Source organism: Maricaulis maris (assembly GCF_003634045.1).
Lineage (GTDB): Bacteria > Pseudomonadota > Alphaproteobacteria > Caulobacterales > Maricaulaceae > Maricaulis > Maricaulis maris.
The window spans coordinates 124080-136041 of sequence record NZ_RBIM01000003.1 but is presented as its reverse complement, the minus strand read 5'-3'; the positions used below and the strand labels follow the sequence as shown (position 1 = coordinate 136041).

Annotated in this window: 10 protein-coding genes; 6 read left to right on the top strand and 4 right to left on the bottom strand. The window is 64.0% G+C overall.

The window, feature by feature from the left end:
* The first annotated feature begins 24 nt into the window (after positions 1-24).
* The 3 genes from C7435_RS06635 (at position 25) to C7435_RS06625 (ending at position 6349) form a co-directional block, all read left to right on the top strand.
* The gene (locus C7435_RS06635; protein WP_121210519.1) at positions 25-2586 is read left to right on the top strand and encodes a hybrid sensor histidine kinase/response regulator; all 2562 of its coding nucleotides are present in this window, start codon (positions 25-27) and stop codon (positions 2584-2586) included.
* A 110-nt stretch (positions 2587-2696) separates the two neighbouring features.
* Complete coding sequence (locus C7435_RS06630; RefSeq protein WP_121210885.1) at positions 2697-5378, top strand: valine--tRNA ligase; 2682 nt, start codon at positions 2697-2699, stop codon at positions 5376-5378.
* Complete coding sequence (locus C7435_RS06625) at positions 5378-6349, top strand: DUF3137 domain-containing protein (protein ID WP_121210518.1); 972 nt, start codon at positions 5378-5380, stop codon at positions 6347-6349. The genes C7435_RS06630 and C7435_RS06625 overlap by 1 nt, the downstream gene beginning before the upstream one ends.
* 3 nt (positions 6350-6352) lie before the next feature.
* Here C7435_RS06625 and mnmH read toward each other — a convergent pair whose 3' ends face one another.
* A complete protein-coding gene (gene mnmH / locus C7435_RS06620; RefSeq protein WP_233350698.1) occupies positions 6353-7426 on the bottom strand; it encodes a tRNA 2-selenouridine(34) synthase MnmH in 1074 nt (357 codons plus the stop codon).
* Positions 7427-7459: 33 nt separating this feature from the next.
* Here mnmH and selD point away from each other — a divergent pair, with 33 nt between their 5' ends.
* Positions 7460-8509 carry a selenide, water dikinase SelD gene (gene selD / locus C7435_RS06615; RefSeq protein WP_121210517.1) on the top strand — a complete coding sequence of 350 codons (1050 nt, stop codon included), beginning with the start codon at positions 7460-7462 and terminating at the stop codon, positions 8507-8509.
* Between the two features lie 39 nt (positions 8510-8548).
* Positions 8549-9148 carry a 2'-5' RNA ligase family protein gene (locus tag C7435_RS06610; RefSeq protein ID WP_121210516.1) on the top strand — a complete coding sequence of 200 codons (600 nt, stop codon included), beginning with the start codon at positions 8549-8551 and terminating at the stop codon, positions 9146-9148.
* A 93-nt stretch (positions 9149-9241) separates the two neighbouring features.
* On the opposite strand, the gene C7435_RS06605 is transcribed toward C7435_RS06610, so the two are convergent.
* From C7435_RS06605 to C7435_RS06595, 3 genes are all read right to left on the bottom strand, one after another.
* A complete protein-coding gene (locus tag C7435_RS06605; RefSeq protein ID WP_121210515.1) occupies positions 9242-10033 on the bottom strand; it encodes a DUF2145 domain-containing protein in 792 nt (263 codons plus the stop codon).
* Position 10034: 1 nt separating this feature from the next.
* Positions 10035-10313, bottom strand: a complete 279-nt coding sequence (locus C7435_RS06600; protein ID WP_147422645.1) for a hypothetical protein — start codon at positions 10311-10313, stop codon at positions 10035-10037.
* 217 nt (positions 10314-10530) lie between these two features.
* The gene (locus C7435_RS06595; RefSeq protein WP_121210513.1) at positions 10531-11319 is read right to left on the bottom strand and encodes an exodeoxyribonuclease III; all 789 of its coding nucleotides are present in this window, start codon (positions 11317-11319) and stop codon (positions 10531-10533) included.
* Positions 11320-11401: 82 nt separating this feature from the next.
* On the opposite strand from C7435_RS06595, the gene C7435_RS06590 reads away from it, so the two are divergent.
* Positions 11402-11956 carry a hypothetical protein gene (locus C7435_RS06590; protein WP_147422644.1) on the top strand — a complete coding sequence of 185 codons (555 nt, stop codon included), beginning with the start codon at positions 11402-11404 and terminating at the stop codon, positions 11954-11956.
* The last annotated feature ends 6 nt before the right edge of the window (positions 11957-11962 follow it).

The window sequence follows — 11962 nt, the reverse complement described above, 5'->3', positions numbered from 1 at the left end:
TCCTGATTCGCGCCGGAGAGCCGCATGGCCGACACGTCCCCGCCCACCCCGCAAGTCGATGCCAATATCGAGCGCAAATCCTTCTGGTCGAAACCGGCCGGACGGGTTGCCTTCTGGGTGTGTGGGGTGATTGCGGTGGCCGCGGCGGCGGTCGCGCTGATCGGTGCCGGCCAGGATGGCGGGCATGGCTTGGTCTATCTGTTCGGCTTGGCCGTGATCGCGGTCCTGATCCTGTTTGCGATCGCCGCCGGCGAGGCCGCGGGGCAGACCATGCGCCGACAGGTGGCCCGCAACCAGGCGCCGAGCACGACCGATCTCGGCTTTGCGGCGATGGACGGCTTTCCCGACCCGGTGCTGATTTCCGACCAACGCGGCGCCGCGCGCTGGGCCAATGCCGCCTATCGTGAACTGGCGCGCAAGGCGGGTGGTTTCGGGCAGAGTTTCGGACTGCCCACCGTTGACCGGTTGTGGGCCGGGTCCGGGGGCGGCGACGGCACGGTTTACCGGCTGGCACGGGCGGCCGCGCGCGGCGAGGGGGCCTGCGAACTCCTGCCGCCGCTCGACCTGGGCGAACACGGTGTGCAGCGCTTCCATCTGGAGGCGGCGCCGCAGGACGGCGGGCTGATCCTGTGGCGGCTGATGCCGACGGGTGAGCGCGAGAGCGGGGCGTCGACCGCACTGTCGGACTGGTCACAGCATTCCCCGGTAGCCCTGTTTTCGCTGCGGCCGAATGGCGATGTGCCGATGGGCAATGCCACGCTGCGCGACTGGCTGGGCCTTTCGGAAGGCGAAGCCTTCCCGCCACTCAAGGACATGCTGACCGGCGATGGCGCCCGCCGTGTCCTGCAATCGCGTGGCGGCGAGGGCATTGCCCGCATCGATGCCCGTCTGAAGGCGCGTGACGGGATTGAGAGTCCGGTCGCGATCGCCGTGGAGTGGGCGCCGGGTGATCCCGGTACCGGCCGTGCGGTCATGTACGGCCTGTCAATCACGGGGGCACCTCCGGGGGTGGCGCAGGCGATGGCGTCCGGTGATGCCGAAGCGCGCCCGGCGGCGGGCCGGACACTGGACGACATGTTCGGCAACGCCCCCTTCGGCGTGGTGCGCCTCGATGGTGCCGATCCGGAAACCGCGATGATCGAGGATGTGAATCCCGCCCTGGTCCAGCTCTCCGGTGGCAAGGCGCTGCCGGGGATCAAATTCTGTGACCTGTTCAACTGGGAGGATGGTCGCTCACCCACTGATGCCTTTGCTGCGGCGATGGCGGGCAGCAGCGACCCGGCCGAGGCGCGCCTCGACCGCGAGGACCGCTCGATTTATGTCCACCTTGCTTTCGCGCCGGCGCGCGGCGGCAAGCGTGTTGCCTATGTCATCGACGTCACCGCCTGGAAAGAGCTGGAACGCCAATTCAGCCAAGCCAACAAGATGCAGGCGGTTGGTCAGCTCGCCGGTGGTGTGGCCCATGATTTCAACAATCTGCTGACGGCTGTCCGGCTCAATTGCGACGAACTGCTCAACCGTCACCCGGTCGGTGATCCGGATTATTCCGAGCTGCAATCGATCAACCAGACAGTTGCCCGCGCGGCCGGCCTGGTCCGCAAGCTGCTGGCCTTTTCCCGCAAGCAGACCTTCCGCATGGAAACACTGGATATCGGCGACCTCCTGTCCGATGTCGCAGTCCTGTTGCGCCAGATCGTCGAGGAGACGGTGCGGCTGGACATCAAGCACGGCCGGGAGCTGCCATTGATCAAGGCCGACAAGGGCCAGCTCGAGACCGCCATCATCAACCTCGCCGCCAATGCCCGCGACGCCATGCGTGACAATGGCGGTGGCTCCCTGGTCGTCAAGACGATGCGCGTCGATGCCGACACCGTACGCAATGCCGGCGCTCCCAATCCGCGTGAGGGTGACTGGTTGGCGATTGCGGTGACCGATGAAGGTCACGGCATGGACAAGGCGACGATGGAGAAGATTTTCGAACCCTTCTTCACCACCAAGGAGGCGGGCAAGGGCACGGGACTTGGCCTCGCCACCGTCTATGGCATCGTCAAACAGTCGGGCGGCTTCCTGTTTGCCGACAGTGAAGTCGGCGTCGGCACCACCTTCACCATTTACCTGCCCGGCCACGAACCGACCGAGGAAGAGGCGGTCGAGCTGGAACAGGCCGAGGTCGCCAAGACGGTCGAGAAAGCCCCGTCCGATCTCTCCGGTCGTGGCCGCATCCTTTTGGTCGAGGACGAAGACGCCGTCCGTCAGATCGCTGCCAAGACCCTGGTCAAGCGCGGCTATGAGGTCGTTGAGGCCTGTGATGGCGAGGAAGCCTATGAAATCCTGGAAGACGAGGAGGAGGGGTTCGACCTGATGATCTCCGATGTCGTCATGCCGGGACTGGACGGGCCGGGCCTGCTCAAGAAGGCCCGCGACCTGCTCAAGGACACCCGCGTCGTCTTCATCTCCGGCTATGCCGCGGAGCAATTCTCCGAGACCTTGTCCCAGGAACAGGATGTCTCCTTCCTGCCCAAACCCTTCACGCTCACCCAGCTGGCCGAGAAGGTGAAGGAAGAACTGGGTCAGAAAAGCGAATAGCGACGTATTGGCCGGTCTGCTGACGGAACCGATCCGCAGTTTGCGGGCTGACAATTCGGGAGAGATGTCCATAAAGGTGGCAAACGCGCGCGCTCGTGCGCCCCAAGCTCATGCGGACCCTCATGGAAAAGACTTTCAACCCGACCGACGCTGAAACCCGGATCTATCAGGCCTGGGAAGACAGCGGGGCTTTCCAGCCAAAGAATGACGACAATGCCGAGGCCTTCTCGATCGTCATTCCGCCGCCCAATGTCACCGGTCGCCTGCATATCGGTCACGCGCTGAACAATACGCTGCAGGACGTGCTGGTTCGCTATAAGCGCATGCTGGGCTGTTCCGTCCTGTGGCAACCGGGCACCGACCATGCCGGCATCGCCACCCAGATGGTCGTCGAGCGCCAGCTGGCCGATGAAGGCAATATCTCGCGCCGCGATATGGGCCGCGAGGCTTTCATCAAGCGGGTCTGGGAATGGAAAGAGGAAAGCGGCGGCGCCATCATGCAGCAGCTGCGCCGCCTCGGCGCGACCTGTGACTGGTCGCGCGAACGCTTCACCCTGGATGAGGGCCTGTCCAAGGCGGTCCTGAAGGTCTTTGTGGAGCTGCACCAGCAGGGCCTGATCTATCGCGACAAGCGCCTGGTGAACTGGGATCCGCACTTCCAGACCGCGATCTCCGATCTCGAAGTCGAGAACCGCGAGACACAAGGCCATTTCTGGCATTTCGCCTATCCGCTGGCCGATGGTTCCGGCGAGCTGGTGGTTGCCACGACGCGCCCGGAAACCGTGCTCGGTGACAGCGCCGTCGCCGTCCATCCGGACGACGAGCGCTACCGGCACCTCATCGGCAAGATGATCAAACTGCCCATCGCCGACGTGGAAATCCCGATCGTCGCCGACGAGCATGCCGATCCCGAGCAGGGTACGGGCTGCGTCAAGATCACTCCGGCGCACGATTTTAACGATTTCGAGGTCGGCAAGCGTCACGACCTGCCCAAGGTCAATATTCTCGACCGCGAAGCCCGCCTCCTGACCGAGGATGACGGCACAGGTGGTCTCGACCGCATTCCCGCCGAATGGCGCGGCGTGGACCGGTTCGAGGCGCGCAAGAAACTGGTCGCCAAGATGGAAGAGCTGGGCCTGCTCCGCGCCGTCGAGGACAAGGTGATCCAGCAGCCCTATGGTGATCGCTCCGGCGTCGTCATCGAGCCCTGGCTGACCGATCAATGGTATGTGAATGCCGGCGAGCTGGCCAAGGACGCCATCGCCGCCGTCGAGGATGGCCGCACCACCTTCCATCCCAAGACCTGGGAAAAGACCTATTTTGAATGGATGCGCAATATCCAGCCCTGGTGCATCTCGCGCCAGCTCTGGTGGGGGCATCGGGTGCCGGCCTGGTATGATGAGGACGGCAATGTCTTCGTCGCTGAAAACGCTGAAGCCGCTGCCGAACAGGCGCGTGCCAAGCTCGGAAAAGACGTTGAGCTGACTCAGGACGAAGACGTCCTCGACACCTGGTTCTCCTCCGCGCTCTGGCCCTTCTCGACGCTGGGCTGGCCGGATGACACGCCGGAGATGGTTGAGCGCTATTACCCGACTTCGGTCCTGATTACCGCTTTCGACATCATCTTCTTCTGGGTTGCCCGGATGATGATGCAGGGCCTTCATTTCATGAAGGTCGCGCCCTTCAAGGACGTCTATATCCACGCCCTCGTCCGCGACGAGAACGGGCAGAAAATGTCCAAGTCCAAGGGCAATGTGATCGACCCGCTGGAGCTGATCGACGAATACGGCGCCGATGCCTTGCGCTTTACCCTGGTCGCCCAAGCCGGGCAGGGCCGCGATATCCGCATGTCCAAGGAACGCGTTGAAGGCTATCGCAATTTCTCCACCAAGCTGTGGAATGCGGCCCGCTTCTGCGAAATGAATGAGTGCGTCGTGCGGGACGGGTATGATCCGAAATCGGTCACGCAGACCGTCAACAAGTGGATCCTGTCGGAAGCCGCCCAGGCGGTCGAGGCGATCAATGCCAGCCTAGACACCTATCGCTTCAACGACGCCGCGGCGGCCGCCTACCGTTTCGTCTGGAACGTGTTCTGCGACTGGCACTTGGAATTCGCCAAACCGCTCTTCAATGGCGAGGATGAAGCTGCCAAGGCCGAGACCCGGGCAACGACCGCTTTCGTGCTCGACCAGGCCCTGAAAATGCTCCACCCCTTCATGCCCTTCGTCACTGAAGAGCTGTGGCAGCAGACTGGCACGCGCGACACCCAGCTCATCATTGCCGACTGGCCGCAGCTGGACGGTCTCCAGAATGTCGAAGCCACGGCGGAAATGGACTGGCTGATCAACCTGATCACCGATATCCGCCGCCTGCGTGCCGAGATGAATATCCCGGCCGGCGCAAAATTGCCGCTGGTGGCCGTTGGTGCTGACGCCGAAGTGGCGGATCGTCTGGCTCGCCACGACGCGCTGATCCAGCGCATGGCCCGCCTGTCCGAAGTGTCGATGGCTGACGCCGTCCCACCGGCTTCGGCCCAGACCGTGCTCGGCACCACCACACTGGCCCTGCCGCTGGAAGGCGTCATCGATTTCGGTGCCGAAAAAGACCGCCTCGCCAAGGAGGTCGCCAAGCTGGACGGTGAAATCGGCCGTCTTGAAAAGAAGCTCGGCAATGAGCGCTTCGTCGCCAATGCGCCGGAGAGCGTCGTCGCCGAACAACGCGAAAAGCTCACCGACTATGCCGGCCAGAAAGCCAAGATGGCCGAAGCCCTGGCCCGGCTCGAGGCGATGTGATGGACGCGCGGTTCAGCAGACTCTGGGACGACAAGCTCGAACCCTGGCTGTCCGGGCTGGAGGGGGATCGGCTCCGTTTTGTCCGTCTGCGCTGGTACTGGACGACCGGTGGGGTGGCGCTGGGCGCCGCCTTCGCCACTGTGCTGGCTTACCAGGGCGCCGAGGCTGTGCCGATCATTATGGCCCTGATCATTGGCCCCTTCCTGGGTTACATGATCGGCAGCCACGCGCTCCACAAGATGTCCAAGCGGATCAAGCTGGAGCTCAATTCCACCATCGCGGGCGCGCTGGGGCTGGTCTACCGACCCAAGCCGCAATCACCGGCCCGCTTCGACCGCCTGCGCGATTTCGGCCTGTTGCCGTCCTCGACCCGGCAGGCTTTTGAAGACCATTATTCCGGCACGCAGGACGGCTGCGATTTCGAACTCTATGAGGCGCATCTGGAACAGCGCCGCCGGTCGAACAAGCGGACCTATTACGTCACGGTGTTCCGTGGCGTCATCATCCGCATCAATTTCCCGCGCAAGGTTGAGGGCATCACCGTCATCACCCGCGATCAGGGCTGGTTCAATGGTCTCCAGGCGTTCGGGCGATCCTTCGGCGGCAACAAGCTTGAGCGCATCGGCCTTGTTGATCCGGTGTTTGAAAAAGCCTTCGAGGTCTATGGCAATGACCAGGTCCTTGCGCGCTATATGCTGACGCCGTCCTTCATGGAACGCCTCTTGGCACTGGAAACCAGCCTGAAGGGCAAGAATGTCCGCGCCGCTTTCGATCAGTATAGTGGCGAGGGTGAATTATTGATCGCCGCCGAGACCGGCAATCTGTTCGAGATCGGCTCCATGTCCACGCCGCTGACCCAGCCGGGACGCTTCACCAGGATCGTCGAGGAACTGGGCCATGTCACCGGGCTGATCGACCTTCTGATCGCGCCGGCCAAGCTCGATGAGCATGAGGAGCGGCAGGGCGAATAGCGCTCAGCCGCCAGCGATGATCCGGTCGGCCAATGTCTCGAGCGCAGCCTCATCCAGGGTCGCGGTTTCCAGCACTGATCGCCGCTTCGTCGCGCCATCGCGGTTGCGCGCCCGGTCATAGGCCGGGTCGTAATGGGCGGTGACGAGGGCGGCGGCGAGGGTCTGGAAGTCACCGGTCTCGGCCAGGGTCTGCCAGGTCTCGATATCACTGCGGGCATGGAAACGGCGCAGGACGTCGATGGCCGCGAGTAATTTGTCCGTGTCGGCGGCAAGGTCGGGATAGGCGGTCATCAAATAGCGCGCGCGCTCCGCGACCGGGGCGCGGATTTCAAGCCGCGGCGCGGCCTGCATCGCGGCCCACAGGCGCTGCGGTACCCGGCGCTGGCCGACCTGGCGGCTTTCCGCCTCGACATAGACCGGACGATCCATGTCCAGATCGCGGATGTTGCACCAGAGCGCGCTTTCAAACGCCTTCTGCCCCGGTTGGGCTTCGTCGGAGAAATCACCGAAGATCGAACCGCGATGGCAGGCCAGGCCTTCCAGGTCGATGACCTGTTCGCCGCGCGCTGCGAGAACATGCAGGAGACGGGTTTTCGCCGTGCCGGTCTGGCCGTCGATCAGCACGACAGGAAGCGGCGCCTCGCGCTCCAGCTCGGCCACCACCTGCCGCCGCCAGGTCCTATAGCCGCCGTCGACCAGCGTCGTTTTCCAGCCCACGGCCGCGAGAATGGTCGCCATGGATTGCGAGCGCATGCCGCCGCGCCAGCAATAGACCAGCGGTTTGAATTTCTTGTCCTTCTCAGCGAGGGCGGTCGCGATGTGAAGTGAGATATTGCGGGCCGCGATGGCGGCGCCCATGCGGCGGGCTTCGAAGACCGAGATCTGGGTGTAATGGGTGCCGACCTGGGCCCGTTCGGCATCATTGAGGACGGGCAGGTTGATGGCACCGGGCAGGTGGTCTTCGGCAAATTCCGACGGCGAACGCACATCAATGATGGCATCAAAGCGTTCCAATCCGCGCCCGGATAGGTCATCAGTGGTGGCAATGCGTTGCATCGGCGTGTCGATCCCGGTCATCGGGCCAGACTAGCCAATAATGGAAGGTTCGCGATGATGGATGACACAGGACCGATCCGCCTGAGTTCACTGGCCCATGGCGGCGGCTGCGGCTGCAAGCTCGATCCGGCGGTGCTCAGCGACATTCTCGGTACGCCCTCGGCCTTCCCCTTGCCGAAAGAGCTGATCGTCGACGCGTCCACCCGCGATGATGCCGCCGTCTGGCGTATCAATGACGAGACGGCGCTGGTCGCCACCACCGATTTCTTCACGCCGATTGTCGATGATCCGGAGGTCTTCGGGAAGATCGCGGCCACCAATGCCCTGTCCGACGTCTATGCCATGGGCGCCACCCCGATCTTCTGCCTCGCCCTCGTTGGCATGCCGGTCGGCAAGCTGCCGGCCGAGATGATCCGCGCCATTCTCGCCGGTGGCCGCTCGGTCGCCGAGGCGGCGGGCGCGCCGATTGCCGGCGGTCACTCGATTGATGCTGCCGAGCCGATCTATGGTCTGGTGGCGCTGGGGACGGTGCATCCTGATCGTTTGTTGACCAATGCTGGCGCGAAACCGGGCGATGTCCTGATCCTCGGCAAGCCGATCGGGATCGGCGTCTTTTCGGCCGCGTTGAAGCAGGACCGTCTGTCAGACGAGGGCTATGCCGCGATGGTCGCCTCGACGACCCGTCTCAACACGCCCGGTGCCGGCCTGGCTGTGCTGGGCGGGGTGCATGCCGCGACCGATGTGACGGGATTTGGCTTGCTGGGGCATCTGTCCGAGATGTGCGACGGCGCCGGCGTGCGCGCCGTGGTCGAGCGGTCGAAAATTCCGGTCTTTGCCGAGGCGCGGGCGTTGGCGGCGGACGGCGTCAAGACGGGCGCCTCGGGGCGGAACTGGGCGGCGGTCGGCGGCGCGGTGCAAACCCCGGCCGACTGGGCCGCGATGGATGAGGTGTTGTGGTGTGACCCGCAAACCTCGGGGGGCCTCCTGGTCAGCTGTGCGCCGGATAGCGCCGAGGCGGTGCTGGCGCATTTCCATGACGCCGGTCATGTCGAGGCCGTCGTGATCGGTCGGGTCGAGACGGGCGCCGGCATTGAGGTGATCTGAGGTGAGGCCGCGTTTGCAAGCCCGGCCGGGGGAGTTTCCATGTCCGATCAGCTGAGCTTGCTGGCACCGGTCCGTAAGACGGACCGGCTCTTCTTTGCCCTGTTTCCCGATGCCGGAACCGCCGGGCATATTGGCGGTCTGGCGGAAGAATTGCGCGCCCGGCATGGCCTGGCGGGCCGCCCGCTGGGCATGGAGCGCTTCCACATCACGCTGACGCATCTGGGCGATTTCGAGGGCTTGCCGCGTGATCTTGTCGCCAAGGCGCGTGGAGCGGGCGATCGCGTCGCTGCGGCGCCCGTCAGTGTGCATTTCGACCGGGCGGGGAGCTTCTCCGGACGCCCCGGAAACCGGCCCTTCGTGCTGCGCTCGAGCGAGGCCGAGACGCCGGTGACGCAATTCCAGCGCATGCTCGGGCAGGCGATGATGGCCACCGGTCTCGGCGACAAGGCGGGCGATTATCTGCCGCACGTCACCTTGCTCTATGACGACGCCCTCATTGATGAGCACCCCGTCGCGCCGATCTCCTGGACCGCCACCGAATTCGTACTCGTCCACAGTCTCCTGGGCCGGACAAAACACGTCATTCTCGACCGCTGGGCGCTGAACGGGGCGATTGTTCGATCAGACGGCGGCGTCTGACGGACCTGTTTCCTGCTTGACATGACGCGGATCGCGGCGCGGGTCGGCAACGGCGCAGGCCCAAGCCGTTGTTTGCGATTCACGCGCCCGGCCTTACTCCCCGAACCCGGCTTGGATCTCAAAACTTTCCTCCGCCAACTCAAACGCCAGCATGAAATCCGCGATCGAGGTGAAGCTTGCGATCTCGACCGGTCCGCTTGCCTGATCGTCAAGGCGGATGCGCGGGTCGAACCAGCCGGCTGTCAGGCGTTGCCACCAGCCAAGGCGGACGAGGGTGGGGGCGAAATAGGCGTCGAGATTGATCTTGATGCGGGTGCGGTCATCGGTCAGCCAAGCGGCGGCTGCGATCACATCGAGCATGAATTCGGTGCAGTTCTGATAGCGCAGGTCAGACGGGTTGGAGAGCAGGGAATAGGCAGGCTGGTGCAGATTGTCATACTGGTCCGAGGCCAGCACATCGAGCAGGCGGATCTGCATGGCCTCACTGGGGATGATCACCCCGACTTCACCGACCGCGTCGCCACGCATGAAGTCCAGTGGCCAGTCCTGGGCGAGGTAGGACCGGGTCGGGTCGGCTTGGCCATGGTAGAGATTATAGACGGCGTAGCCATGCCCTTGTGACCCGTCAAACTCGGTGACCGGGCCATAGACCCAGAAGGCGGCATGGGTGTAGCGCACCCCGTCGGGCAAGTCGTCGCGCGGCCGTCCGGAGCGGAAGACCAGCGCAATATAGGCGCCGCGTTCGGCCAGTTCGCGCTCGACCTGTTTGGAAAAATCAGCCGCTTCGCGCAGCGTGAAATGATCGACCGGACGGGCATCGCTGTCACCGTGCGCCGGGGCGGGGAGGGTGAGGAAAAACAGGCAACACGCGATCAGGCGAAACATCTTACCGATCCGGGTCGGGGTCGATGGCGGGCTGGTTCACCACTGTGTCGCTGACCGGAAGGCCGCTGCGCCGGCGATCCGGCCCGGGTGCACTGTCCGAATTATGCCGCGCCCGCGCCATGCGCTGGGCGGCCCGGGCGTGGAGCCGGCCCGAGCTGGTCGCCTCGTCGGTTTCGGCGTGTTCGGCTTGCGTCGGGGCGGGTTCGGACTCCGGAGGCTGGCTGTCCGCCGGGCCGACATAGAGAGCCATGGTAAAGGTCGAAATCAGAAGAATTCGCATGTGTTCGTCCGTGCAGGCAGGTCCCTCACCCTGACCATACACGACCCAAGCAGGCATTGGGCGAAAATTTCGTCACAGGGGCGAGAGGCGGGGCGCACCGATGCGGACGGTCCCTGCGAGCCCGGCGGCGGCATGGGGGCTGGTGGCACACGGGCTGCCGGCCTTCGACACCGTGCCCGAAGGGGGCGGTCAAAGGGATCGCCGCCGCAAACGGCGCCTAAAGAGAAAAACTGCCGACGATCGGAATGTGGTCGGAGGCCTTTTCCTTGCCGCGCGTCTTGGTGTGGATCTCGATGCCTTCCAGCCGGTCAGCGGCTTGCGGCGAGCACAGTAAGTGGTCGATGCGGATGCCATGGCCCTTATTCCAGCGGCCGGCCTGATAGTCGTAGAAAGTGTATTGGTGACCACGCCCGTCGAGCTGTTCGAAGGCCTCGGTCAGGCCGAGCCATTTCAGCGCCCGGAAGGCGGCACGGGTTTGCGGCAAGGCAAGCGCGTCGCGCTCCCATTCGGCGATGTCCCAGCAATCACTGTCGCGCGGGATGCAATTATAGTCGCCGGCCAGGATGAGCGGTTCCTCGAAGGCCAGGAGGTCCTTGGCGTGTAAACGCAGGCGCTCCATCCAGGCCAGCTTGTAGTCGTATTTCGGACCGGGCGCCGGATTGCCGTTCGGCAGATAGATCGAGGCGACGCGCACCGGGCCGCTTTCGGCCGAGATCACCGCCTCGATATAGCGCGCCTGCTCGTCACTCTCATCGCCTGGTAAGCCGCAGCGGACCTCCTCGATCGGATGTTTCGAGAGGATAGCGACGCCATTGTATGACTTCTGGCCGTGGGTCTCGATATTATAGCCCAGATCCTCGATCTCCAGCCGCGGGAAGCCCTCATCCACCGTCTTGATCTCCTGCAGGCAGGCGATATCCGGCTTGGCCTCGCTCAGCCAGTCCAGCACATTGGGCAGGCGGGCCTTGACGGAATTGACGTTCCAGGAGGCAATAGTCAGGGTCATGATGGATCACGGGTCTTGGTTGGCGATTGAGCGCGCAGCCTAACCCGTTTCGGCGACGAGAAAAGACGCAGGAGCGCGGCAGATGCACAGACAGGTTTTGAGCGCGGGATTGGGTGTGATGCTGCTGGTCTCGACCGGTCAGGCGCAGGACGCCGGTGCGGATGACGCGCCTGTCCTGCGCGAGGAATTGATGCCGCTCGCCTTTCTCGCCGGGTCTTGCTGGACCGGCGTGTTTCCCGGCTCGGAGACCTTCGACGTGCATTGTTACGAGCCGGTCTATGGCGGCCAGTATCTGCGTGATGTGCACGCCGTGCCGCAAGGTGCAGATGTCTATCGCGGCGAGACGCTTTATCATTGGGATGCCGAAGCGGAGGTGATCACCTATCGCTATTACAATTCCATCGGCGGCGTGTCCGACGGCACGATGACACCTGATGGCGACCGCATGCTCTTTCCCGACGAGACCCATCGCGGGCAGGATGGGGAGGAACGCGTCTTCTCGACGGTGATGGAGATCACCGGGCCGGACGGGTATTCCGTCGTCACCAGCGAGGATGGGGAGGTTGTCATGCAGATCGAATTCCAGCGGATTTCGCGGCAGGACGCTGATGAAATGGTGCCGGGCGGCGTTTGGTAGGCGATC